Origin of the sequence: Phenylobacterium immobile (ATCC 35973) (genome assembly GCF_001375595.1) — a bacterium.
Taxonomy (GTDB): domain Bacteria; phylum Pseudomonadota; class Alphaproteobacteria; order Caulobacterales; family Caulobacteraceae; genus Phenylobacterium; species Phenylobacterium immobile.
Genome location: NZ_CVJQ01000001.1, coordinates 594,282 through 616,194, shown reverse-complemented (window position 1 = coordinate 616,194; position 21,913 = coordinate 594,282). Strand labels below are relative to the sequence as shown.

Genomic DNA, 21,913 nt, shown 5'->3' with positions numbered 1-21,913 from the left:
GCGACCCCGCCAGCGCGTTAGAAGGCGGCGAGCTGGACTCGCCGCCTTTTTATTTCCCCCGCTTTTGATTTGGAGAGGGACGATGAGCACTACGATTGAACGCGCCTACGCCCTGGCGCGATCGGGCCGATATACGAGCGTCGCACAGCTGCATTCCCAGCTGAAGCAGGACGGCTGCCGCGCCGTTGATGCGCTGCTCGCGCCCCGCTCGATCAAGAGTCACCTGGAAGCGATCTGCGCCGCGGCCTCGCGGTCGCCCGGCGTGCTTGAAGCCCGTGTCGACGACGCCGCGGACAGAAAGTCCGACGATCATGGCGCGTAAGCCCAATTATCAGTTCGAGCGCACCGAGCGCGACCGCGCGAAGGCCATCAAGGCGGCGGAAAAGGCGGCGGCCAAGCAGCAGGAGCGCGACCGCGCGAGCCCCGCTGGCGCAAACGCGCCGCCCGTAGACGAGAGTTGATCGAACATGGCGTCCACAGCCTATAGCCACCAGACGGTGGCCCTCGACGGACAGACGTTCGTCGATTGCGAATTCAACGCCTGCCGGCTGGTCTACGCCGGCGGCGAGCCGCCCCGCTTCGACGGCTGCCGCTTTGACGACTGCGACTGGAGGCTCGAAGGCGCCGCCAGCGACACGCTCGCCTATCTCAAGGTGATGTGGGCGGCCGGCGCGAAGACCCGGGTGCAGGCGATCATCAAGGACGTGACCGTCCTGGCGCGATAGCGCTACCCCGCCACGATCGTCCCCGGTCCGGGCAGGACATCGATCAGTTCGATGCGGAAGACCAGGGCGCTGCCCGGCGGGATCTGACCGGCCGGCTCGTCGCCGTACCCCAGGGCCGGCGGCACATAGAGCGTCCATTCATCGCCCGGACGCATCAACTGCAAGGCCTCGCGCCAGCCTGGGATCAGGGCGCGCAGCGGCATGGCGGCGGGCTGGCCGCGCTCATAGGAGCTGTCGAACACGGTCCCATCGACCAGCTTGCCCTCGTAGTGGACCTTGACCTCATCGCCGAGCTTGGGCCGCAGGCCCGTGGCCGGGCCCTCGCGGACGACCTTGAACTGCAGGCCGCTAGGCAAGGTCTTTACGCCGGGCTCCTTGGCGTTCTTCGCCATGAAGGTCTTGGACGCCTCGCCCTGGTTGGGGAGAGACTTGTGGCAGCCGGCGAGCGCCAGCGCGGCCACGGCCATGGCGATGAGGATGCGGCGCATGGTCAGACGACCCGCGGCGGGTAGCCGCTCTCGCGAAGGGCGTTCATGATTTCCTGGGTGTGCTGGGCGTCACGGGTCTCGATCATCACATCGAACTCGGCGCCCTTGGCCGGAACGTCCAGCGCCAGGCGGTTGTGGGCGACCTCGATGATGTTGGCGCCCATTTCGCCGATGAGCTTGGAGACGGTGGCCAAGAGGCCCGGTCGGTCGTCGCCGATGATCCGCAGGGACACCAGGCGATGGTCGCGGACCAGTTCGCGGTTCAGCACCGAGGCCAGGAGGCGGGTGTCGATATTGCCGCCGGTCAGGACCAGGCCGGCCTTCTTGCCGCGGAACTTTTCCGGGAAGGCCAGGAGCGAAGCGAGCGAAGCCGCGCCCGCGCCCTCGGCCACCGTCTTCTCGACATTGCAGTAGAGGGCGACGGCGCGCTCGAAGAAGGGCTCTTCGATCAACACCACCTCGTCGATCAGGGGCCGGGCGACGGCGTAGCTCAGGTCGCCGACCTGTTTGACGGCGATCCCCTCGGCGATCGTCGCGCCGCCGACCATGCCGACGGTGTTCACGCCGCGCATGCGCGAGGTGAAGGAGGGATACATCGCCGGTTCGACCCCGATGATGCTGACATGGGGGTTGGCGTGCTTGGCCGCCGTGGCCATGCCGGCGATAAGGCCGCCGCCGCCGATGGGGATCGGCAGGATTTCAAGATCCGGCTGGTCCTGCAGCATCTCCAGCGCCACCGTGCCCTGGCCGGCCATGATGTCGAGGTCGTTGAAGGGGTGCACGAACACCAGGCCGCGCTGCTCGCAGACCATCCGCGCGTGGGCCGAGGCCTCGTCGAAGCCGTCGCCCTCGATCACCACCTCGGCCCCGAAGGCCCGGGTCTGCTGCACCTTCACGAAGGGTGTCGAGCGCGGCATGACGATGGTGACGGGGATGTTCAGGCGCGCGGCGTGATAGGCCAGACCCTGGCTGTGATTGCCGGCCGAGGCGGCGATGACGCCGGTCCTGCGCTCGGCCTCGGTCAACTGCAGCAGCTTGTTGAGGGCCCCGCGCTCCTTGTAGGCGGCGGTGAACTGCAGGTTTTCGAACTTCACCCAGACCTCGGCGCCGGTGATCTCCGACAGGGTCCGCGACCGGCGCAACGGCGTGCGTTCGATGTGCCCCTTCAACCGCTCTTCGGCGGCGAGGATGGCGTCATAGGTCAGGGTCATGTCGGCGGAGCCAGGCTGGAAAAGGCGCGCAACCTAACGGGGCGGAGCCTTCGGAGCAATCAGGGGGCGGATGGGGCGACGAACGGGCCGAAGCTACCGGCGGGTCCGGGGAAGACGACGGGGCTCTCCCAGCCGTCGGCGGAGACGGCGCTGAGGCCGAAGAACCAGTCGTCGATGACCACGTCCCTGAGCATGACGGACCCGGAGACGCCGGCCGGGCGACTGTAGCGCCACTGCGGCTCGGTGGTCGCGCGCCACCAGACGCGGTGCTGGGCGGCGTCGGCGCGGGGTGTCCAGGTGAGCGTGGTGTCGGCGGAGACCGCGCCCAAGATCGTCACGCCCGTGGGTGGCGCCGGCGCCATGGCCAGGCCGGCCATGGCCACGACGTTCAGCCGGGTCACCTTGGCAAGGTAGGCGAAGTTCACGCCGTCGAGGGTGTCGCCATAGGTGCGGCCGGCCTCGACGCGCAGGTCCTGGTGCTGGCGATCGTAGTTCTCCGCGGCCTCGGTGACGCGGACGGCCGGGAAGCCCGCCGCCAGCATCTGGGTGTGGTCGCCGCCGCGTCCGAAGCGATCGGTGCGGTAGACCATGACCACGTCGAGGTCGGCGACATAGGTCTCGGCCAACCGGTCGATGTAGCGGGCGAGATTTCGCGAGGGGCTGTCGACCTCGCCGCCGTTGTAGCGCCGGCGGGTCGCCTCCTCAGGCGTCTCGACGGCCTTGGTCCCTTCGGCGAAGACGCGGACGTGGGCGTCGTCGACGGCGCCGTTCTGGCCGCGGGTGTTGCCGACGATGTCGTTGTTGAGGTTGGCCTCGACCCGCCAGCCCTGGGCCAGCGCGTAGTCGGCCAGCACCTTGCCGCCGTTCAGCCCCTGCTCCTCGCCGGTCAGGGCGGCGAAGACCAGGGTGGCGGGAAACTTGTGGCGCGACAGGATGCGCGCGGCTTCGATCAAGGCCGCGACGCCGGAGGCGTCGTCATTGGCGCCGGGCGCATCAGCCGTGGCGTTCATCACGTCGCTGACCCGGCTGTCGAGATGTCCGGTGATGACGATCACCCGGTCAGGGTCGGTGGTCCCGCGCTGGATGGCGAGGACGTCGACGACGGCGGTCGGCGTCGGGATGCGCGGCCCGGTGAAGACCTGCGAGGGGGTCTCGATGACCAGGCAGCCGCCGCAGGCGCGGCTGATGGCGGCGAACTCGCCGGCGACCCAGCGACGGGCGGCCCCGACGCCGCGGACGGGCGAGGCGGTGTCCGACAGGGTATGGCGGGTCCCGAAACCGACCATTCTGGCGACATCGGCCTGCAGCCGCGCCGGATCCACCTGACCGGCGAGGTCATGGAGCAGCGGCTGTTCGACCGGCTGGGCGTGCGCTGCGCCAGCCAGGCCCGCAAACGCCAGAGCAACCGCCAAAAGCCGCATCAGAGCGGATCGAACTCGGAGACCAGGTGGCCGGGCGCCACCTCCAGCAGGTCCGGCGGCAGGATCGGCGCCATGGGATCGACCGGCAGCCGCGAGGGCATGAACCGCAGGGCCGAGCGCGGGTCCATGGGGCTGGGCGGCTCGCCGACGATCTTCAGGCGCTTGCGGTGGCGCTCGGTCACGGGGTCAGGGATCGGCGCGGCCGACAGCAGCGCCTGGGTGTAGGGATGTCGCGGCGCGGCGTAGAGCTGCTCGCGGTCGGCCAGCTCCATCACGCGGCCGAGATAGAGCACAAGGACGCGGTGGCTGATCTCGCGCACGACGGCCAGGTCGTGGCTGATGAAGATCATCGCCAAGCCCATCTCTCGCTGCAGGTTGATCAGGAGGTCGATAATCTGGGCGCGGATGGAGACGTCGAGCGCCGAGACCGCCTCGTCGCAGATGACGAGCCTGGGCTTGAGGATCATGGCGCGGGCGATGCCGACGCGCTGGTTCTGCCCGCCGGACAGCTCGTGCGGGTAGCGGTTGATCAGGGCCGGGTTGAGCTCGACCTTGGCCATCATCGCGGCGACCTCGGTGTCGCGAGCCGCGCGATCCAAGCCGGGTTTGAAGACCTGCAGGGGCTCGGCGATGGAGTCGCCGATCGTCATGCGCGGATCGAGGCTGGCCAGCGGGTCCTGGAAGACGATCTGCATGTCGGCGCGGGCCTTGCGCAGGCTCTCACGGTCGGCGTGGGTGATGTCGCGGCCGAGCAGCGTCACCGCCCCGCCGGTGGGGGGGATCAGGTTCAGGACGGCGCGGGCCAAGGTCGACTTGCCGGAGCCGCTTTCGCCGACGACGCCAAGGGTTTCGCCCTGGCGCACCTGGAAGCTGACGCCATCGACGGCGCGGAGCGTCTTGGGCTTGGCGAAGGCGCCGTCGTGGATCGGGAACCAGACCTTCACATCCTTGCCCTCGACGATGACAGGCGCGTCCGCGGCCGCGGGCTGGATCGTCGGCCGGCCGCCGCGATCGTCGCGGTCGAGCCGCGGAATCGCGGCCAGCAGGGCCTGGGTGTAGGCGGTCTCGGGCGCGGCGAAGATCGTCTCGACCGGGCCTTCCTCAACGTAGGCGCCGTCCTTCATCACGCAGACGCGGTCAGCCAGGCGGGCGATGACGCCCATGTCGTGGGTGATCAGCACCATGGCCGTGCCCGTCTCGCGGGTCAGCTCGGCCATGAGGTCGAGGATCTCGGCCTGAACGGTGACATCCAACGCTGTCGTCGGCTCGTCGGCGATCAGCAGCTGCGGCCCGCCGGCCATGGCCGCGGCGATCATCACGCGCTGGCGCATGCCGCCGGACAGCTCGTGCGGATACTGGCGCAGCCGGCGGCCTGCGTCGGGGATGCGGACCTTCTCCAGCCACAGCTTGGCGTGGGCGGTGGCCGCCTTGTCGCTCATGCCGGCGTGCAGGCGCAGGGGCTCGGCGATCTGCTCGCCGATACGCACATGCGGGGTCAGCGCGGTCAGCGGGTCCTGGAAGATCATGGTCATCTTCGAGCCGCGGATCTCGTTGAGCTGGCGGGGCTTGAGGCCCAGCAGCTCCTTCCCGAGGAACCTGGCCGAGCCGGAGGCCATGCCGTTGCGGGCCAGGAGGCCCATCACCGCCATGAAGGTCTGGCTCTTGCCCGAGCCGCTCTCGCCGACGACGCCCAGGGTCTCGCCGCGCTGGACCGCCAGGGACACGCCCCGCACGGCGCGAATGACGCCATCGTGGGTGGCGAAATCGACCTTAAGGTCGTCGATCGAGAGCACGGGGTCTGACATTTTTTGAGCTTAGACCCCGAATGGGGCGTTTTGAAATCCACGGCGACCACGCGACCCGCTAGTTTGTCAGGCGTGACCGATCTGCGCCCCGCCATTTTCCTCGACCGCGACGGCGTCCTCAACGAGGACCCGGGCTATGTCCATCGCTGGGAGGACTTCCGCTGGATCCCTGGCGCGCGGGAAGCGATCTGCGCGTTCAACGCCGCCGGCTGGCTGGTGATCGTGGTGACCAACCAGTCCGGGATCGGCCGCGGCTACTACGCGGAGGCCGACATGCACGCCCTGCACACGGCCATGGCGGGGGATCTGGAGACGCTCGGCGGCTGGATCGACGCCATCTACTACGCGCCGCTCCTCCCGGAGGCGCGGCTGGAAGCCTTCCGCCTCCCGGACCCGCCGGACCGCAAGCCCAATCCCGGCATGATCCTGCGCGCGCTCGCCGACTGGCCGATCGACCAGGCGCGATCTTTGCTGGTCGGCGACAAGGCGTCCGACCTCGAGGCGGCGAAACGCGCTGACATCCGCGGCCTGCTGTTCCCCGGCGGCGACCTGCTGGAGTTCCTGCGCGGCCAAGGTCTGCCGCACTAACAGGGCTTTGACCCGAAGAGGCAGACCGGCTGGAAGCTTAAGCCGCCGCACTGAGCAGCGGGCCTGCGAAGTAGAGGACCTCGGGGAACTCGCGGCGGAAGATGTCGGCGATCAGGGTCGTCGGCTCCTCCAGCCAGCGGAGGAACTCGGCGGGCTCCAGGAGAAAGAATCCCTCGCCCTTGCCGGTTTCGACCACCAGCTCCGCCAGGGTGAAGTCGACTTGCGCGAAATAGACGTCGTTGAACTGATGGTCGTAGTAGCCCGCGTGCACGGTGATGTCGTTGCGGTGCGAAAACAGAAAGACCAACTGGCCGGGCGCCAGCCTCAGGCCCGTCTCCTCGAAGGTCTCGCGGATCGCCGCCACCTGGCTGGGCTCGCCCGCGTCCACGTGGCCGCCGGTGGAGGGCGACAGGTAGGCCGGCATGTGGTCGACATCGGTCCCGCGCCGCTGGATCAGCACCCGGCCCTCAGCGTCGAACAGCCAGACGTGGATCGCGCGGTGGACAAGACCGTCGGCATGGACCTCAGCGCGCGATCGCGGCGGGCCTTGGCGAAAGCCGCTCTCGTCGAGGACGTCGAACAGCTCCGCCATCAACGATTGCCGCCGATCATGTCGCCCAGCGTCCCAAGCGCCGAGCCTTCGCCACGATTCTGGCCGCCCATGGCGGCGGCGGCGAGCATGCGGCCGGCCAGCCGCGAGAACGGCAAGGACTGGATCCAGACTTTCCCAGGGCCGGTCAGGCGGGCGAAGAACAGGCCCTCGCCGCCGAAGAACACCGAGCGGACGCCGCCGGCGGCCACCAGGTCGAAGTCGATCGTGGGGGTGAAGGCGGCCACGCAACCGGTGTCGACATGGATGCTTTCGCCGACCGCCAGTTCGCGCTCGACCAGGGCCCCGCCCATCTGCACGAAGACCCAGCCGTCGCCGTCCAGGCGTTGCATGATGAAGCCTTCGCCGCCGAACAGGCCGGTCATGATCCGCCGCTGGAATTGGATGCCGATGGAGACGCCGCGGGCGGCGGCCAGGAAGCTGTCTTTCTGGCAGATCAGGGTTCCGCCATATTCGGCGAGGTTGAGCGGCAGGATGACGCCCGGCGTCGGCGCGGCGAAGGCGACCCGGGCCTTGCCCGTCCCGTTGTGGGTGAAGACGGTGGTGAAGAGGCTCTCGCCGCTGATCAGGCGTTTGCCAGCGCCGAGCAGCTTGCCCATGAAACCCGAGCCCTGGCCGCCGGAGCCGTCTCCGAAGACGGTAGTCATGCCGACGGCGGCGTCTTTCCAGACCAGGGCGCCGGCCTCGGCGACGGCGCTTTCACCGGGATCGAGCTCGATCTCCAGGAACTGCAGTTCCTGGCCCTTGATCTCGAAATCGATGTCATCGGTGACGGACGCGCTACGTTGATGGCTCCACGGGCCCTGGGACATGAGACGTCTCCTCTTGCTGGCCGGCAATATGGCGGCGAAGCTGCGCTTGCGCGAGAGATGAGGAAGCCCATGGCCGGATCGCACTGGCTCGTGAAATCCGAGCCCAATACCTACGGCTTCGCCCAGCTGGAGAAGGACGGGCGCACGGTGTGGGATGGCGTTCGTAACAACGCCGCCGCCCTGCACCTGAAGGCCATGGCCGAGGGCGATGAGGTCTTGTTCTACCATTCGCAGGAGGGCCTGGCGGTCGTCGGGATCGCCAAGGTGGTGCGGACCGCGTTTCCCGATGAAAGCGATCCTGCCGGACGGTTCGTGGCGGTGGAGCTGGCCCCGGTGCGGGAACTGAAGCGCCCGGTGACCCTGGCCGAGATGAAGGCTGAACCGACGCTCGCCGAGATGGCGATGATCCGCCAGAGCCGGCTCTCGGTGTCGCCGGTGACCGATGGGGAGTGGGCGACGATCCTGCGGCTGGCGGAGGGCTAACCTCCTACGCCTCCATCTGCGCCAGCAGGCGCTCCAAGACCTCAAGCTCGTCGGCCTCGCCGGCGGGCTTGTCCCAGCGAATGCGATTGATGCGGGGGAAGCGCATGGCGACGCCGGACTTGTGGCGGGTGGAGCGCTGCAAGCCTTCGAAGGCGACCTCGAACACGAGCCCATGCTGCGGCTCGGCGCGGACCGAGCGGACGGGGCCGAAGCGTTCGAGGGTGTTGTCGCGGACGAACTTGTCGATCTGCTTCAGTTCCTCATCGGTGAAGCCGAAGTAGGCTTTGCCGACGGGTGTGAGGACCCGCTCGCCGACGGCGCCTTCCGTCCAGACGCCGAAGGTGTAGTCGGAATAGAAGCTCGAGCGCTTGCCGTGGCCGCGCTGGGCGTACATCAGGACCGCGTCCACCAGGAACGGATCGCGCTTCCACTTGAACCACGGACCCTTGGGCCGGCCCGCCTCGTAGACGGAATCCCGGCGCTTCAGCATCAGGCCCTCGGCGACGCGGGGATCCCCTTCAGGGGGCTCGGCGCGAAGGGCGGCAAGGTCGGACCAGGTTTGGAAAGGCTGGACCCGCGACAGATCCAGGCGATCGCTGGCCTGGCGCGCGACGAAGGCCTCCAGCCGCGCCCGGCGCTCCGTGAACGTCAGGCCGCGCAGATCTTCGGCGCCCTCGGCGAGGATATCGTAGGCGCGGATCGCGGCCGGATAGGCGGCCATGGCCTTGGCGTCGACGCTCTTGCGGTTGAGGCGCTGCTGCAGGTCGGCGAAGGAGGCCGCCTTGCCCTCGCGCATGACGAGCAGTTCGCCATCGATGACGCCCTCTTCGCTCAGGGCCCCAAGCACGTCTGGAAAGCTCGCGGAGATGTCGTCGCCGGTGCGCGTGTAGAGCCGGCGGACCCCGCCCTCGTGGGCGGCCTGGATGCGGATGCCGTCCCACTTCCATTCGGCGCTGTAGTCGGCGGGGTCCAGCTTGGCGAAGTCGACGGCCTCGTCGATGGCCTGGGCCAGCATGACCGGGCGAAAGCGCGCCGGATGGTCGGCGGTGGGCCGATCGGCCCGGCCCTCCAGCCAGGCGAAGAGATCGGCGTAAGGCGCCTCGATGGCGTGCCAGATCTCGACCACGTCGGAGACATCGACGGGCTCCAGGTCGGCGGGCCGCATGTCGGCCACCGCCTGCTTGGCGAGCCGCGCGGACAGGCCGACGCGCAAGCCCCCGGTCATCAACTTCAACAGCGCCCATCGGCCGGTGGGCGCGAGCGCGTCCAGCCAGGTCTCGATCAGACGCTGGACCTCGGCGCGACTGGCCCCACGAAGCGCGTCGACGACTTCGGAGAGGTCGGGCTCGCGATTGGCCCCCGGCTTCCTCGGCCAGACCAGGGCGACCGTCTCGGCCAGGTCCCCGACATAGTCGTACGACCAGGCGAAGAGTTGGGCGTCCATCCGGGCCTCGACCGCCTTGCGGATGAACGCGGGCTTGGCGGCGTCGAAGGATAGGTCGCCCGTGAGGGCCGCGAGCGCCCAGCCGCGGTCGGGATCCGGCGCATTGCGCAGATAGTCGCGCACCAAGGTCAGCTTGGCGTTGCGGGACGCCGTCAGCGAGAGCCGGTCAAGGAGTTCGGCGAAGGCGCGCATGGCGCGATCCTAGCTGAGCGCGGCCCGCCGTCAGCCTTCGCCGATCATGCCGCCCTCGCCGTCGCCGGAGTCGCCCTCCGGCTCGATCTCGGGTTGAGGCGCGTCCGGGCGTTCGACCTCCGAATCGGCGTCGCCGATCACCGCGTCGCCGGGCTGGTCCTTTTCAGGGAGGGGATCGGCGTCTGGCTGCGGCGGATCGATCGGCTGTTCGTGCGGTTCGGACATGGCGCCAGAACGCGCCGCCGCCTCCGCCTGTTCCTCACGCGCTCGCGCGGGCTGCTGTGCGGGCTACTGGGCGGCCTGCAGGCGGCTGAGCAGTGTCGGATGCAGATCGAGATTTGCGGCGCAGACCGTGCCGCTCGCCAGGATCTCGTCGCCGCCATTCATGTCGGTGACCTTGCCGCCGGCCTCCGTCACCAGAAGGATGCCCGCCGCCAGGTCCCAGGGCTTCAGCGTGCGCTCCCAGAAGCCGTCCATGCGGCCGGCGGCGACCCAGGCCATGTCGAGGGCCGCAGCGCCAAACCGGCGGACGCCGGCGACACGCTGGCTGATCTGGTGGAGCTCCTTCAGGAACTGGCCGTGCTGGCCGTGACCCATGAAGGGGATTCCGGTGCCGATGACCGACTCGTCCAGGCGGTTGCGGGCGGCGACGCGCAGGCGCTTGTCGTTGACGAAGCAGCCCTTGCCCTTCTCGGCCCAGAACATCTCGTTGGTGACGGGGTTGTGGGTGACGGCGGCGACGACCACGCCCTCGCGCTCCAGCGCGATGTTCACCGCGAAATGCGGGATGGCGTGCAGGAAGTTCGTCGTGCCGTCGAGAGGATCGACGATCCAGGTGTGGGTCTTGTCGGTGCCTTCGATCAGGCCGCGCTCTTCACCCAGGAACCCGTATCCGGGGCGGGCCTTGCTGAGCGCCTCGTAGATGACCTGTTCGGACTTGATGTCGGCGGCGCTGACGAAGTCGGCCGGGGCCTTCTTGGCGACCTGCAGTTCGGCCAGTTCGCCGAAATCACGGTTGAGTCCCCGGGCGGCCGCACGGGCCGCGTTGGACATGACCGTCAGAAGTGCGGATTGGGTGGACATCAAAAGTCTTCGTGGGGATTGGGCGCGGAACCTAGAGGCGCGGAGGCCTCTAGGCAAGGAAGGCGACTAGGCTGCGCGTTCGGCGAGGCCCTGGGCGATGGCGGCGTTGAGGCCGGCCACCGCCGCGCCGGGGCCTTCCGGGTGCGCCCAGACCCCGCCCGAGACCGCCAGGAAGTCCGCGCCGGCGGCGGCCAGGCCGGCGGCGTTGTCGGCGGTGATCCCGCCGATGGCGACGCAGGGAATCTGCATGGTCTCCTGCCAGATGGTCAGGATCTCCGGCTCGGCGCGGGTCGAGGCGTCCTTGGTGGTTGTGTCAAAGAAGGCGCCGAAGGCCACGTAGTCGGCGCCGGCCTCGGCGGCCTCCATGGCGAGGTGGCGGCTGTCGTGGCAGGTGATCCCGATCATGGCGTCCTTGCCCATCAGCTTGCGGGCCTCGGCGTAGGGCGCATCCGTCTGGCCGACATGAACGCCGTCGCAGCCCAGCCGGGCGGCGAGGTCGGGGCGGTCGTTGAGGATGACGGGCACACCCCGGGCGTGGGCGATCGGGGTGAGGGCCTGCACCGCGGCCTCGATGATCGTATCGTCCACGTCCTTGAGGCGGATCTGCAGAGCGGCGACGTCGCCCCCGTCAAGGGCCTCGGCCAGGGCGCGGCCATAGGCGGCCAGGTCGTCGAGGCGCGGCGGGGTGATCAGGTAAAGGCGGCAGAGGGGTAGGGCCATGACGCCCTCATAGCAGGCTCTTCAGGCCCTAGGCCACCAGGGCTGTCGAGAGCGATCCTACGACCGCCGGCCCGAAGAAGGCCCGGGGCGAAGGTGGCGATCAGCGAGCCCGCGGCGAAGCCGATCGTCCAAAGACGTTTGCCTATCCGGCGGCCACGCAGACTCGAAGGAAACGCCGCGCAGCGCCAGGGCCAGGCCAGCCAGCGAAAAGGTTCTGCGTCGCACCCTATGCGAATGACTTGCAGGTGCGTTCGCAGCCGCTATATTGGCCGCAGGAACCCCTGAGGGCTTCATGTACGTCTGTAACTGCAACGGTATCCGGGAACGCGAAGTCCGCGCGGCCATCGAGGCCGGCGCGTCGCGTCCTGCGCAGATCTTCAGGGCGTGCGGATCGCAGCCGCAATGCGCGCGCTGCGTCTGCGACATGCGCCAGATGCTCGACGAATCCCAGGAAGTGCTGAAGTACGCGGCGGAGTGAGCCGGCCGGTGCTGTTCGCGGCGGCGTTCAAGTAATAGCCAACGACGCTCAATATGTTTTGAGCATTCGCGAGAATGCCTCGCACTATAGTCGCTAACGTTTCTCAACAGCCTGGTTTCGCGTGACGCAACCTTGCGCCGGGGTTATGCGTCTCTTCGGTTATCGACAAGGAGACGAACCGTGCAAGGCGACAAGGCGATCATTCAAACGCTGAACGCGGTGCTCACCAACGAGCTCACCTCGATCAACCAGTACTACCTGCACGCCCGGATTTACGACAACTGGGGTCTGCGTCGCCTGGGCAAGGTGATCTACGAAGAGTCGATGGGCGAGATGAAGCACGCCGACAAGCTGATCAAGCGCATCCTGTTCCTGGACGGCCTGCCGAATCTCCAGGACCTGCACAAGCTGGGCATCGGCGAAACGGTCGGCGAAGGCCTCGCCTCGGACCTCCGCCTGGAAACCAACGGCCGCGCGACCCTGATCGGCGGCATCCGCCAGTGCGAAGAAGCCGCCGACTACGCGACCCGCACCCTGTTGCGCGAAATCCTGGTCGACACCGAGGAGCACATCGACTTCCTCGAAACCCAGATCGGCCTGCTGCGGCAACTGGGCGAACACAACTATCTGCAAAGCGCCATGGGCGAACTTCCCGACAGCTGACGGGGCATCGCACGGACGCCCTTCTCCGGCCCAAAAGGTCGGCCTAAGCTCCGTAGGAACCGCCGTGAAGCCCGCGCGCTTCCTGCCAGGGCCGAGGAATTGGGAGGACGTCCGTGTCGAATCTGCTGCGCCGCGCCGTGGATGAAGTGGCCAACAGCGAGGGCCGCACCAACCGGCACATCATGACGGGCCTCGTCATCACCGCGACCGCCGTGGCCATTTCAGCCCTGATTGCGCGCACCAACGCGCCCACGCCTGAGAATCCGGAAGTCTACTCCGACTACGAAGAGCTGGTTCAGCCGGAGATCAAGCCTCCGCCGAAGCTGTTCGCCGCCATCTGGCCGCCGCTGTTCATGGCGCTGACCCTGTCGGGCCTGCGGATCTGGAACGCGCCGCGCAGCGCCGCGCGCCTCCAGGCCCTGACGCTCTGGGGTGCGATCCAGGGCCTGAACGCGGTGTGGATGGCGCTGGGACCCAGGCGTCTTAGCGGTCAGCTGGCGGCCGCGGTCCTGTCGCTCGGAACCTCGGCGGCCTACGCCTGGCGCGCCCGCCGCGTTGATCCGCCGTCGGCCAACATGGTCGCGCCCTATCTCGGCTGGATGGCCTTCGCCAATGTCCTGACCGAAGAGCTGTGGCGCAAGAACCCCCAGGCCCGTACCCTGCGCTCGTCGCAAAACTAGCGGTTACCCGTCCGGCCGCTCCGGCCTAAGCTCGAGCCAGGACGGGGGGCAGGATGACCGAAGCAAGCGCGGCGACACCTGGGAGGCGCAACCGCCTCGTGATTCTCGGCGCCTCGGCGGGCACGGTCTTCGAGTGGTACGACTTCTACCTCTACGGCTCGCTGGCGAGCTTCATCACCGTCCACTACTTTTCCGGCGTCAACGAGACGACAGGCTATATCTTCGCCCTCCTGGCCTTCGCGGCGGGATTTGCGGTGCGGCCGCTGGGCGCGCTCGTCTTTGGGCGGATGGGCGATCTCTGGGGTCGCAAGAACACCTTCCTTGTCACCATGCTGCTGATGGGGCTCTCGACCTTCGTGGTCGGCCTCCTGCCAGGCTATGACCAGATCGGCGTCCTGGCGCCGATCGGCCTGATCCTGATGCGGCTTCTGCAGGGCCTGGCGCTCGGCGGCGAGTATGGCGGGGCGGCGACCTATGTCGCCGAGCACGCACCGCCGGGCAAACGCGGCCTCTACACCAGCTGGATCCAGACCACGGCGACGCTGGGCCTGTTCCTCAGCCTGATGGTCATCCTGGGCGTGCGCACCGGCATCGGCGAGGAGGCCTTCAAGGCCTGGGGCTGGCGCATCCCCTTCCTGGTCTCGGCGCTGCTGCTCGGGCTGTCCTTGTGGATCCGCCTCAAGCTGAACGAGAGCCCGGTCTTCCAGAAGATGGTGGACGAGGGCTCGACATCGAAGGCGCCGCTGAAGGAGGCCTTCGCCAACCGCGCGAACCTGAAGCTCGTGGTCTTCGCGCTCGCCGGGCTCACCGCGGGCCAGGCGGTGGTCTGGTACACCGGCCAGTTCTACGCCCTGTTCTTCCTGGAGAAGACGCTGAAGGTCGACGGGGTCTCGTCCAACACCCTGGTGGCGCTGGCGCTTCTTTTGGGCACGCCGTTCTTCGTGGTGTTCGGCTGGCTCTCGGACAAGGTGGGCCGCAAGCCGATCATCCTGGCGGGATGCCTGGCCGCCGCGCTGACCTACTTCCCGATCTTCAAGGCCCTGACCGGCGCGGCCAACCCCGCCCTGGCGGCGGCCAGCGCGGCGGCGCCGGTGACCGTGATCGCCGATCCGGTCCAGTGTCACTTCCAATTCGACCCGGTGGGCAAGGCGCGGTTCGCCTCAGGCTGCGACATCGCCCGCGCCGCCCTGGCCGGGGCTGGCGTCGGTTATGAGATGCGCGACGCCCTCACAGGCGATGAGACGCGGGTGATGGTCGGCGCCGCCGAGCTCACAAGCTATTCCACCGCACCGGAATCCCTCGCCAGCGCCAAGAGCGACTTCAACGCCAAATTGGGCGCGGAGCTGGCGGCGGCCGGCTATCCCGCCCGGGCCGACCCGGCGCAGATCAACCGGCCGCTGGTGACGGGCCTGCTGTGGCTGCTCGTGCTCTATGTGACCATGGTCTACGGGCCGATCGCCGCGGCGCTCGTCGAGATGTTCCCGGCGCGCATCCGCTACACCTCGATGAGCCTGCCCTACCACCTGGGCAACGGCTGGTTCGGCGGCTTCCTGCCGACCACCGCCTTCGCCATGGTGGCGGCGACCGGAAACCCCTACTTCGGGCTCTGGTATCCGGTGACGGTGGCGGCGGTCACCGTCGTCGTCGGCGCGATCTTCGTGCGCGAGATGAACGGCGCGCGTATCGAGGACTGACCTGCAGGGCCGGGCCTGAACGCAAAGAGGGCCGGTCGCCCCCCGACGACCGGCCCCCCGCAGCCTTCGAGAAGGCCTCGCGCCTATTCGGCGGCGATCTTGGCCGTGGTGAACTTCGGCGAAAGCTCCCCCGCGGCGTAGCGTTTGGCCATGACCGATTGCGGCAGCGGCGTGATCTTGCTGCCCCAGCCGGCGGCGCCGAATTCTTCGAAGCGCTGCGTGCAGACCACCCGCATGGCGTCCATGGCGGGCTTCAGATACTTGCGCGGGTCGAACTCGCCCGGGTTCTCGGCGAAGATCTTGCGGATCGCGCCGGTCATGGCCATCCGGTTGTCGGTGTCGATGTTGATCTTGCGCACGCCGTGCTTGATGCCGCGCTGAATCTCTTCGACCGGCACGCCCCAGGTCTGGGGCATCTCGCCGCCGTACTGGTTGATGATGTCCTGCAGGTCCTGCGGCACGGAGGACGAGCCGTGCATCACCAGGTGGGTGTTGGGCAGGCGGCGGTGGATCTCTTCGATCACGTTCATCGCCAGGACTTCGCCGTCCGGCTTGCGGCTGAACTTATAGGCGCCATGGCTGGTGCCCATGGCGATGGCCAGCGCGTCGACCTCAGTGGCCTTCACGAAGTCGACCGCCTGGTCGGGATCGGTCAGCAGCTGGCTGTGGTCGAGTTTGCCCTCGAAGCCGTGGCCGTCTTCCTTCTCGCCTTCGCCGGTCTCCAGGCTGCCCAGGATGCCGAGCTCGCCCTCGACCGAGGCGCCGACCCAATGGGCCATGTCGACCACGTTCTTGGTGACCTTGACGTTGTAGTCGTAGTCGGCGGGCGACTTGCCGTCGGCCTTCAGCGAGCCGTCCATCATCACGCTGGTGAAGCCGTACTGGATCGCCGTGGCGCAGGTGGCTTCGCTGTTGCCGTGGTCCTGGTGCATGCAGATCGGGATCGCCGGGTACATCTCGGCGAGCGCGTCGATCAGGTGCTTCAGCACGATGTCATTGGCGTAGGAGCGCGCGCCGCGGCTCGCCTGGATGATCACCGGTGCGTCGACCTTGGCGGCCGCCTCCATGATCGCGAGGCCCTGCTCCATGTTGTTGATGTTGAAGGCCGGCAGGCCGTAGTCGTGCTCGGCTGCGTGGTCGAGAAGTTGTCGAAGCGTGATCCGCGCCATGGCTGTCCCCTTTGGCCCTCGTTTACCGGCTAAGAGCCGCCACCCCCGGCAGCTCCTTGCCTTCCATCCATTCCAGGAACGCCCCTCCGGCGGTCGAGACGAAGGTGAAGTCGCCCGTCACGCCGGCGGCGTTCAAGGCCGCCACCGTATCACCACCACCGGCGACCGCCACCAGCTTGCCGTCCTTGGCCAGGGCGGCGGCATGTCGCGCCGCGTCCATGGTGCCCTTGTCGAAGGGCGGAACCTCGAACACGCCCAGCGGACCGTTCCAGATCAGGGTCTTGGAGTTGCCCATGGCGCGGCACAGACGCTCCACGGTTTCCGGGCCGGCGTCGAGAATGCGTTCGTCGTCGTCGATGGAGCCGGCCATGCGGACATGAGCCGGCGCGCCAGGGGCGATCTTCTCGGCCACCACGATGTCGAGCGGCAGGAAAAGCTTGCAGTTGTTCTGGCCGGCCAGGCGGATGATGTCGCGCGCGGTGTCGGCCAGGTCCTTCTCGCAGTAGGAGGCGCCGACGTCGTGCCCCTGGGCGTAAAGGAAGGTGTTGGCCATGCCGCCGCCGATGGCCAGCTTGTCGAGCTTGGTCACCAGATTGCGCAGCAGGTCGAGCTTGGTCGAGACCTTCGATCCGCCGACGATGCCCAGCACCGGCCGTTGCGGGTTGCCCAGGGCCGCGTCCAGCGCGTTCAGCTCCAGGCGCATCTGCTCGCCGGCGTAGGCGGGCAGGACGCGGGCCAGACCCTCGGTCGAGGCGTGGGCGCGGTGGGCGGCCGAAAAGGCGTCATTGACGTAGAGGTCGCCGTTGGCGGCCAGGGCCTTGGCGAACTCCGGATCGTTGGCTTCCTCGCCCGGATGGAAGCGGACATTCTCCAGAAGCAGAACCTCGCCGTTCGAGAGCGCGTCCACCGCCGCCTTGGCCGACGGCCCGACGCAGTCGTCGGCGAAGGCGACCGGAGCGCCCAGGACCTTCGAGAGCGCCTCGGCGATCGGCTTCAGGCTCATGGCGTCGACCCGCTTGCCCTTCGGCCGGTCGAAGTGCGCCAGCAGGACGATCTTGGCGCCGCCGGCCTTCAGCTTGTCGATGGTCGGCTTGGCGGCCCGCAGGCGGGTGTCGTCGCTGACGGCGCCATCAGCCATCGGCACGTTGAAGTCGACGCGGACCAAGGCCCGTTTTCCAGAGAGATCCGCGTCGTCGAGGGTCTTGAAGGTCATGGGTCTGATCGGGCTCTTCGGCGCTTAGATCAGTTTGGCGAAGTGGACAGCGGTGTCGCTCATCCGCGTCGAGAAGCCCCACTCGTTGTCGTACCAGGACAGCACCCGGCCGAGCGTGCCCTCGATCACCTGGGTCTGCGGCAGGGCCGCGGTCGAGGAGAACGACGAGTGGTTGAAGTCGATGGAGACGAGCGGGTCGTTCGTGACGCCGAGAACGCCCTTGAGCGCGCCTTCCGAGGCCGCCTTGAGCGCCTCGTTGATCTCTTCGACGGTGACCGTGCGGCCGGCGACGAAGGTCAGGTCGACCACCGAGACGTTGGGGGTCGGCACGCGGATCGAGGAGCCGTCGAGCTTGCCCTTCAGTTCCGGGATCACCAGACCCAGCGCCTTGGCGGCGCCGGTCGAGGTCGGGATCATCGACATGGCCGCGGCGCGGCCGCGGTAGAGATCCTTGTGCAGCGTATCCAGCGTCGGCTGGTCGCCGGTGTAGGAGTGGATCGTCGTCATGTAACCGCGCTCGATGCCGCAGAGCTGCTGCAATACCTGGGCCACCGGCGCCAGGCAGTTGGTGGTGCACGAGGCGTTGGAGATGACGAGGTCTTCGGCGGTCAGAGTGTCGTGGTTCACGCCATAGACGATGGTCTTGTCGGCGTTGTCGCAGGGCGCCGAGACGATGACGCGCTTGGCGCCGGCGGCCAGGTGGGCGGCGGCCTTGTCGCGGGTCGTGAAGATGCCGGTGCATTCCAAGGCGATGTCGACGCCCAGTTCGGCGTGCGGCAGCTTGGAGGGATCGCGTTCGGCGGTCACCTTGATCTTGCCGAAGCCCACGTCGATGGTGTCGCCGTCGACGGTGACCGTGCCGGGGAACCGGCCGTGGACGCTGTCGTAGCGGAACAGGTGGGCGTTGGTCTCCACGGGACCCAGGTCGTTGATGGCGACGACCTCGATGTCGCGACGCGCATGTTCGGCGATCGAGCGCAGGACGTTCCTGCCGATGCGGCCGAAGCCATTGATGGCGACGCGGACGGTCATGTGGAGAGCTCCTTGTTGATTGAAGGATCGTTGGTTTTCGCCGGGCGTTGTTCAGGTCCGCAAAGGGTGAGTCAAGCCCCGGGAACCCCTTAGCATCGCTATGTAAAGGGGGCGTTGCGGTATCAGGCAGCCGGACTTCACCACGGGAGCATGCGATTTGATCCGTCCCCAGGACCTGCTTTGTCCGAAGCCGGAGGGTCTCTATTGCCCGCCGGGCGATTTCTACATCGACCCGGTGCAGCCAGTGGCCCGCGCCGTCATCACCCACGGACATTCCGACCATGCGCGCGCCGGACACGGCGCGGTCCTGGCGACGGCGGAGACCCTGGACATCATGGCTGAGCGCTATGGCGCAGCCTTCGCCGAGGGTCGCCAGGCTGCGGCCTATGGCGAAGCCGTGATGCGCGACTGCGTCGAGGTGAGCCTGGCGCCGGCTGGGCATGTGCTGGGTTCGGCCCAGGCCGTCGTGCGGTGGAAGGGCCTCACCATGGTGGTCAGCGGCGACTACAAGCGCCGTCGCGACCCGACCTGCCCGGCCTTCGAGCCTGTGCCCTGCGACGTCTTCATCACCGAGGCGACCTTCGGCCTGCCGGTCTTCCGCCACCCGGATGACGCCGGCGAAATCGCCCGACTGCTGCGTTCGGTCGCACAGTTCCCGGAGCGGACGCACATGATCGGCGCCTACGCTTTAGGCAAGGCGCAGCGGATCATCCGCCTGCTGCGCGAGGCCGGCTGGGAGCGAACGATCTATGTCCACGGCGCGCTGGAGCGGCTGAACGCGCTTTATGAGCGTCATGGCGTGGAGCTGGGGCCGCTCGCGCCGGCCACCATCGACAAGGCCGCCGGCAAGGCTGGTTTCGCCGGCGAGATCGTCATCGCCCCACCGTCCGCCCTCGCCGACCGCTGGAGCCGGCGGTTTCCCGAGCCCGTCGCCGCCTTCGCCTCGGGCTGGATGCAGGTGCGCGCCCGCGCCCGTCAGCGTGGCGTCGAACTGCCGCTGGTGATCTCAGACCACGCCGACTGGGATGAACTGACCGCCACGGTCGATGAGTTACGCCCGGGCGAGCTGTGGATCACCCACGGCCGCGAAGAGGCGCTGGCCCGCTGGGCGGAGCTGCACGGCGTGACCGCCCGCGCGCTGGCGCTGGTCGGCTATGAGGAAGAGGACGAGGACTAAGTCCTAGTAGGACTTGCAGACGCGTTTGCCGTTCGCGTTCGTCCAGGGATAGGTCCCGACGCGGCACGGCCTGGGCGTGGCGGACCCTCCGGCGAGCGAGCCGCCGAAGCTGCGGCACACCTTATTCCCGCTCGCGCTTAAGGCCGGGTACTTGCCCAGGGGGCAGGCGCCGCCTGGAGGCGGCATTGAGGATTTTGGCTCGCTGACGAAGCGCCGGCAATGGGACTTGCCCCATTGGTCCATCACGCTGTAGGCCCCGCTAGGGCACTCACGCGCCTCGGCGCGCCAGGCGACGCCCGAAGCCAGGGCCCCCAGGGCCAGAGCGATCATCAACCCTGCCTTCATCGCCGGCCCCTTTGACCCCTCAGTCGCTGTCGAACTGCAGCGCCGCCAGTCTCGCATAGAGACCGCCTTTGGCCACGAGTTCGGCGTGCGGACCTTCCTCGACCACGCGGCCTTCGTCCATCACCACGATCCGGTCGGCCTTCAGCACGGTCGCCAGGCGGTGGGCGATGACCAGGGTGGTGCGGCCAGCCATGGCGGCGTCGAGCGCGGTCTGGACCAGCCGCTCGTTCTCGGCGTCGAGCGCGCTGGTCGCCTCGTCCAGCAGGAGGATCGGCGCCTTGCGGACCAGGGCCCGGGCGATCGCGAGGCGTTGGCGCTGGCCGCCGGAGAGGCTGCGGGCGCGTTCGCCGACGGAGGTGTCCAGGCCCTGCGGCAAGGCGTCGAGGAAGCCCTCGGCCTGGGCGGCGCGGATGGCCGCGCGGATGTCATCGGGCGCGGCATCGGTGCGGCCGAAGGCGACGTTCTCCGCCGCCGAGCCGGAAAACAGCGCTGCGTCCTGAGCGACCAGCGCCATGCGGGCGCGAACCTCGGCCGGATCGGCGTCGCGCAGATCGACACCGTCCACGCGCACCGCGCCGGAGGTGGGATCGTAGAAGCGCAGCAGCAGGCGGAAGACCGTGCTCTTGCCCGAGCCCGAGGGGCCGACAAGGGCCACGGTCTCGCCAGGACGCACATTCAGACGAAAGCCGTCCAGCGCGAGCCGGTCGGGGCGCGAGGGATAGGCGAAGGCGACGTTCTCGAAGGCGATCTCGCCACGGCCAGGCTGCGGCAGCGGCACGGGATGGGCCGGCTTGGCGATGGTGGGCCGCGCGTCCAGCAGGTCGCCGATCCGCTCCATGGCGCCGGCGGCCTTCTGGACATCACCCCAGACTTCGCCGAGCGCGCCGACCGAGCTGCCCGCGGTCACGGCCAGCAGGGCGAACTGGACAAGCGCCCCCCAGGTCATCTCGCCGCGCAGGCCCGCGCGGACCGCCAGCCAGAAGGTCAGCAGCACCGCGCCGAACACCAGGGCGATGACCAGAGTGGTCATGAGAGCGCGAGCGCGCATCCGGGACAGGGATGTCGCGAAGGACTGCTCCACCGCCCGCCCGAAGCGTTCGGCCGCCGCGCCCTCGCGACCGAAGGCCTGCACGGTCTCAAGCGCGTCAAGGCTCTCGCCGGCAAGGCCGACCGCGGCGGCGAACTGGTCCTGCGTGGCGGTGGTGAGCTGGCGCACCCGCTTGCCGAAGACGAACAGGGGCACGATCACCACCGGGAAGATCAACACGACCAGGCCGGTCAACGACGGGCTGACGATCACCAGGAGCGCGAGCGCGCCGACGAACATCAAGGTGTTGCGCAGCGCGACGGAGACGGAGGTCGCCAGCAGGCTCTCGACAATCTGGATATCGGTGGTGAGCCTGGACAGCACCTCGCCGGTGCGGGTGGCGATGAAGAAGGCGGGGTCCAGCGTCAGGATGCGCCCGTAGGCGTCCTTACGCAGGTCGGCGACCACGCGCTCGCCCAGCTTGGTGACGAAGAAGTAGCGAAGGCCGCTGCCCAGCGCCAAGGCCAGGGTGACTGCGCCCAGCAGGGCGAACCAAGGGCCGACGGACGCGGCCGTGGGGCCCTGAGCGGTCAGGTGGTTGACCAGCAGCCGCGCCGCGCCGGACAGGCCGAGCGTGGCGGCCGTGGTGACCAGCAGGAAGACGAAGGCCAGGCCTGCGTCCGTCGAATGGCGGCGGGCGTAAGGGATCAGGCGGGTCAGCGCGCGGACGTTGCGGCTCTTTTCACGATGGGCGGCGGCGGTCTTCAGGCTCTGGGACAGGGACTGGCCTGCCCCCACACGGCCTTCGGCGGCCTCGACTTCGGCGGGGGCGCCTTGCGCCGGCTCGCTCATC

25 protein-coding genes are annotated in these 21,913 nt (G+C 68.4%); 10 read left to right on the top strand and 15 right to left on the bottom strand.

What is annotated here, in order from left to right; translation table 11 throughout:
* Positions 1 to 82 precede the first annotated feature (82 nt).
* From BN1313_RS03060 to BN1313_RS03055, 3 genes are read left to right on the top strand one after another with little or no spacing between them, the layout of a single operon-like run.
* Positions 83 to 322, top strand: coding sequence for a hypothetical protein (locus tag BN1313_RS03060; protein ID WP_091736465.1), 240 nt, complete (start codon positions 83 to 85; stop codon positions 320 to 322).
* A complete protein-coding gene (locus BN1313_RS16460) occupies positions 312 to 461 on the top strand; it encodes a hypothetical protein (RefSeq protein WP_176695873.1) in 150 nt (49 codons plus the stop codon). Before BN1313_RS03060 ends, BN1313_RS16460 begins: the two co-directional genes overlap by 11 nt.
* 6 nt (positions 462 to 467) lie before the next feature.
* On the top strand, positions 468 to 725 hold the full coding sequence (locus BN1313_RS03055) for a hypothetical protein (protein WP_091736462.1): 258 nt from the start codon (positions 468 to 470) through the stop codon (positions 723 to 725).
* Between the two features lie 2 nt (positions 726 to 727).
* On the opposite strand, the gene bamJ is transcribed toward BN1313_RS03055, so the two are convergent.
* Genes bamJ through BN1313_RS03035 form a run of 4 tightly spaced genes read right to left on the bottom strand, consistent with a single transcriptional unit; the run spans position 728 to position 5,650 of the window.
* Positions 728 to 1,213 (bottom strand): BamJ family beta-barrel-assembly machinery protein, encoded by a 486-nt coding sequence (bamJ, locus tag BN1313_RS03050; protein ID WP_091736460.1) that lies wholly within the window; start codon positions 1,211 to 1,213, stop codon positions 728 to 730.
* A 2-nt stretch (positions 1,214 to 1,215) separates the two neighbouring features.
* On the bottom strand, positions 1,216 to 2,424 hold the full coding sequence (locus BN1313_RS03045) for a threonine ammonia-lyase (protein ID WP_091736457.1): 1,209 nt from the start codon (positions 2,422 to 2,424) through the stop codon (positions 1,216 to 1,218).
* A gap of 59 nt (positions 2,425 to 2,483) precedes the next feature.
* Positions 2,484 to 3,845 carry a M20/M25/M40 family metallo-hydrolase gene (locus tag BN1313_RS03040; protein WP_091736454.1) on the bottom strand — a complete coding sequence of 454 codons (1,362 nt, stop codon included), beginning with the start codon at positions 3,843 to 3,845 and terminating at the stop codon, positions 2,484 to 2,486.
* Positions 3,845 to 5,650, bottom strand: a complete 1,806-nt coding sequence (locus BN1313_RS03035) for an ABC transporter ATP-binding protein (RefSeq protein ID WP_091736451.1) — start codon at positions 5,648 to 5,650, stop codon at positions 3,845 to 3,847. Before BN1313_RS03035 ends, BN1313_RS03040 begins: the two co-directional genes overlap by 1 nt.
* 72 nt (positions 5,651 to 5,722) lie before the next feature.
* On the opposite strand from BN1313_RS03035, the gene BN1313_RS03030 reads away from it, so the two are divergent.
* Complete coding sequence (locus BN1313_RS03030; RefSeq protein ID WP_342666751.1) at positions 5,723 to 6,238, top strand: D-glycero-alpha-D-manno-heptose-1,7-bisphosphate 7-phosphatase; 516 nt, start codon at positions 5,723 to 5,725, stop codon at positions 6,236 to 6,238.
* Positions 6,239 to 6,275: 37 nt separating this feature from the next.
* On the opposite strand, the gene BN1313_RS03025 is transcribed toward BN1313_RS03030, so the two are convergent.
* Together BN1313_RS03025 and BN1313_RS03020 are read right to left on the bottom strand one after the other, a co-directional pair.
* On the bottom strand, positions 6,276 to 6,830 hold the full coding sequence (locus BN1313_RS03025; RefSeq protein ID WP_091736445.1) for an NUDIX hydrolase: 555 nt from the start codon (positions 6,828 to 6,830) through the stop codon (positions 6,276 to 6,278).
* Positions 6,830 to 7,660, bottom strand: coding sequence for a TIGR00266 family protein (locus tag BN1313_RS03020; RefSeq protein WP_091736442.1), 831 nt, complete (start codon positions 7,658 to 7,660; stop codon positions 6,830 to 6,832). Before BN1313_RS03020 ends, BN1313_RS03025 begins: the two co-directional genes overlap by 1 nt.
* A 69-nt stretch (positions 7,661 to 7,729) precedes the next feature.
* Here BN1313_RS03020 and BN1313_RS03015 point away from each other — a divergent pair, with 69 nt between their 5' ends.
* Complete coding sequence (locus BN1313_RS03015; RefSeq protein WP_091736439.1) at positions 7,730 to 8,143, top strand: EVE domain-containing protein; 414 nt, start codon at positions 7,730 to 7,732, stop codon at positions 8,141 to 8,143.
* A 4-nt stretch (positions 8,144 to 8,147) separates the two neighbouring features.
* Here the strand turns inward: BN1313_RS03015 and BN1313_RS03010 are convergent, their stop codons facing one another.
* The 4 genes from BN1313_RS03010 to thiE form a co-directional block, all read right to left on the bottom strand.
* The gene (locus BN1313_RS03010; protein ID WP_091736434.1) at positions 8,148 to 9,779 is read right to left on the bottom strand and encodes a cisplatin damage response ATP-dependent DNA ligase; all 1,632 of its coding nucleotides are present in this window, start codon (positions 9,777 to 9,779) and stop codon (positions 8,148 to 8,150) included.
* Positions 9,780 to 9,809: 30 nt separating this feature from the next.
* Complete coding sequence (locus BN1313_RS03005; protein WP_091736432.1) at positions 9,810 to 10,004, bottom strand: hypothetical protein; 195 nt, start codon at positions 10,002 to 10,004, stop codon at positions 9,810 to 9,812.
* A gap of 63 nt (positions 10,005 to 10,067) precedes the next feature.
* A complete protein-coding gene (locus BN1313_RS03000; RefSeq protein ID WP_091736429.1) occupies positions 10,068 to 10,862 on the bottom strand; it encodes an inositol monophosphatase family protein in 795 nt (264 codons plus the stop codon).
* Between the two features lie 66 nt (positions 10,863 to 10,928).
* Positions 10,929 to 11,582 carry a thiamine phosphate synthase gene (gene thiE, locus BN1313_RS02995; RefSeq protein ID WP_091736426.1) on the bottom strand — a complete coding sequence of 218 codons (654 nt, stop codon included), beginning with the start codon at positions 11,580 to 11,582 and terminating at the stop codon, positions 10,929 to 10,931.
* A gap of 292 nt (positions 11,583 to 11,874) precedes the next feature.
* Here thiE and BN1313_RS02990 point away from each other — a divergent pair, with 292 nt between their 5' ends.
* From BN1313_RS02990 to BN1313_RS02975, 4 genes are all read left to right on the top strand, one after another.
* Positions 11,875 to 12,060 carry a (2Fe-2S)-binding protein gene (locus tag BN1313_RS02990; protein WP_091736423.1) on the top strand — a complete coding sequence of 62 codons (186 nt, stop codon included), beginning with the start codon at positions 11,875 to 11,877 and terminating at the stop codon, positions 12,058 to 12,060.
* A gap of 180 nt (positions 12,061 to 12,240) precedes the next feature.
* Entirely contained in the window at positions 12,241 to 12,723 is a 483-nt protein-coding gene (gene bfr / locus BN1313_RS02985) for a bacterioferritin (protein ID WP_091736420.1), read from the top strand.
* Between the two features lie 113 nt (positions 12,724 to 12,836).
* Entirely contained in the window at positions 12,837 to 13,403 is a 567-nt protein-coding gene (locus tag BN1313_RS02980; protein WP_091736417.1) for a TspO/MBR family protein, read from the top strand.
* A 53-nt stretch (positions 13,404 to 13,456) separates the two neighbouring features.
* Entirely contained in the window at positions 13,457 to 15,097 is a 1,641-nt protein-coding gene (locus tag BN1313_RS02975; RefSeq protein ID WP_091736414.1) for an MFS transporter, read from the top strand.
* A gap of 83 nt (positions 15,098 to 15,180) precedes the next feature.
* Here the strand turns inward: BN1313_RS02975 and fba are convergent, their stop codons facing one another.
* From fba to gap, 3 genes are read right to left on the bottom strand one after another with little or no spacing between them, the layout of a single operon-like run.
* Positions 15,181 to 16,266, bottom strand: a complete 1,086-nt coding sequence (gene fba, locus BN1313_RS02970; protein ID WP_091736411.1) for a class II fructose-bisphosphate aldolase — start codon at positions 16,264 to 16,266, stop codon at positions 15,181 to 15,183.
* 22 nt (positions 16,267 to 16,288) lie between these two features.
* Complete coding sequence (locus BN1313_RS02965; RefSeq protein ID WP_091736408.1) at positions 16,289 to 17,479, bottom strand: phosphoglycerate kinase; 1,191 nt, start codon at positions 17,477 to 17,479, stop codon at positions 16,289 to 16,291.
* A gap of 24 nt (positions 17,480 to 17,503) precedes the next feature.
* Positions 17,504 to 18,511: a type I glyceraldehyde-3-phosphate dehydrogenase gene (gap, locus tag BN1313_RS02960; protein WP_091736406.1), complete on the bottom strand. Its 1,008-nt coding sequence runs from the start codon at positions 18,509 to 18,511 to the stop codon at positions 17,504 to 17,506.
* Between the two features lie 121 nt (positions 18,512 to 18,632).
* Here gap and BN1313_RS02955 point away from each other — a divergent pair, with 121 nt between their 5' ends.
* The gene (locus BN1313_RS02955; RefSeq protein WP_176696032.1) at positions 18,633 to 19,688 is read left to right on the top strand and encodes a ligase-associated DNA damage response exonuclease; all 1,056 of its coding nucleotides are present in this window, start codon (positions 18,633 to 18,635) and stop codon (positions 19,686 to 19,688) included.
* Between the two features lie 3 nt (positions 19,689 to 19,691).
* Here BN1313_RS02955 and BN1313_RS02950 read toward each other — a convergent pair whose 3' ends face one another.
* Both BN1313_RS02950 and BN1313_RS02945 read right to left on the bottom strand, forming a co-directional pair.
* Positions 19,692 to 20,033, bottom strand: coding sequence for a hypothetical protein (locus tag BN1313_RS02950; RefSeq protein WP_091736400.1), 342 nt, complete (start codon positions 20,031 to 20,033; stop codon positions 19,692 to 19,694).
* A 19-nt stretch (positions 20,034 to 20,052) separates the two neighbouring features.
* Positions 20,053 to 21,912: an ABC transporter transmembrane domain-containing protein gene (locus BN1313_RS02945; protein WP_091736397.1), complete on the bottom strand. Its 1,860-nt coding sequence runs from the start codon at positions 21,910 to 21,912 to the stop codon at positions 20,053 to 20,055.
* Position 21,913 lies beyond the last annotated feature (1 nt).

Coding starts and splice junctions, on each gene's coding strand:
- BN1313_RS03060 (WP_091736465.1), top strand. CDS start 83: ATGAGCACTACGATTGAACGCGCCTACGCCCTGGCGCGATCGGGCCGA.
- BN1313_RS16460 (WP_176695873.1), top strand. CDS start 312: ATGGCGCGTAAGCCCAATTATCAGTTCGAGCGCACCGAGCGCGACCGC.
- BN1313_RS03055 (WP_091736462.1), top strand. CDS start 468: ATGGCGTCCACAGCCTATAGCCACCAGACGGTGGCCCTCGACGGACAG.
- bamJ (WP_091736460.1), bottom strand. CDS start 1,213: ATGCGCCGCATCCTCATCGCCATGGCCGTGGCCGCGCTGGCGCTCGCC.
- BN1313_RS03045 (WP_091736457.1), bottom strand. CDS start 2,424: ATGACCCTGACCTATGACGCCATCCTCGCCGCCGAAGAGCGGTTGAAG.
- BN1313_RS03040 (WP_091736454.1), bottom strand. CDS start 3,845: ATGCGGCTTTTGGCGGTTGCTCTGGCGTTTGCGGGCCTGGCTGGCGCA.
- BN1313_RS03035 (WP_091736451.1), bottom strand. CDS start 5,650: ATGTCAGACCCCGTGCTCTCGATCGACGACCTTAAGGTCGATTTCGCC.
- BN1313_RS03025 (WP_091736445.1), bottom strand. CDS start 6,830: ATGGCGGAGCTGTTCGACGTCCTCGACGAGAGCGGCTTTCGCCAAGGC.
- BN1313_RS03020 (WP_091736442.1), bottom strand. CDS start 7,660: ATGTCCCAGGGCCCGTGGAGCCATCAACGTAGCGCGTCCGTCACCGAT.
- BN1313_RS03015 (WP_091736439.1), top strand. CDS start 7,730: ATGGCCGGATCGCACTGGCTCGTGAAATCCGAGCCCAATACCTACGGC.
- BN1313_RS03010 (WP_091736434.1), bottom strand. CDS start 9,779: ATGCGCGCCTTCGCCGAACTCCTTGACCGGCTCTCGCTGACGGCGTCC.
- BN1313_RS03005 (WP_091736432.1), bottom strand. CDS start 10,004: ATGTCCGAACCGCACGAACAGCCGATCGATCCGCCGCAGCCAGACGCC.
- BN1313_RS03000 (WP_091736429.1), bottom strand. CDS start 10,862: ATGTCCACCCAATCCGCACTTCTGACGGTCATGTCCAACGCGGCCCGT.
- thiE (WP_091736426.1), bottom strand. CDS start 11,582: ATGGCCCTACCCCTCTGCCGCCTTTACCTGATCACCCCGCCGCGCCTC.
- BN1313_RS02990 (WP_091736423.1), top strand. CDS start 11,875: ATGTACGTCTGTAACTGCAACGGTATCCGGGAACGCGAAGTCCGCGCG.
- BN1313_RS02975 (WP_091736414.1), top strand. CDS start 13,457: ATGACCGAAGCAAGCGCGGCGACACCTGGGAGGCGCAACCGCCTCGTG.
- fba (WP_091736411.1), bottom strand. CDS start 16,266: ATGGCGCGGATCACGCTTCGACAACTTCTCGACCACGCAGCCGAGCAC.
- BN1313_RS02965 (WP_091736408.1), bottom strand. CDS start 17,479: ATGACCTTCAAGACCCTCGACGACGCGGATCTCTCTGGAAAACGGGCC.
- gap (WP_091736406.1), bottom strand. CDS start 18,511: ATGACCGTCCGCGTCGCCATCAATGGCTTCGGCCGCATCGGCAGGAAC.
- BN1313_RS02950 (WP_091736400.1), bottom strand. CDS start 20,033: ATGAAGGCAGGGTTGATGATCGCTCTGGCCCTGGGGGCCCTGGCTTCG.
- BN1313_RS02945 (WP_091736397.1), bottom strand. CDS start 21,912: ATGAGCGAGCCGGCGCAAGGCGCCCCCGCCGAAGTCGAGGCCGCCGAA.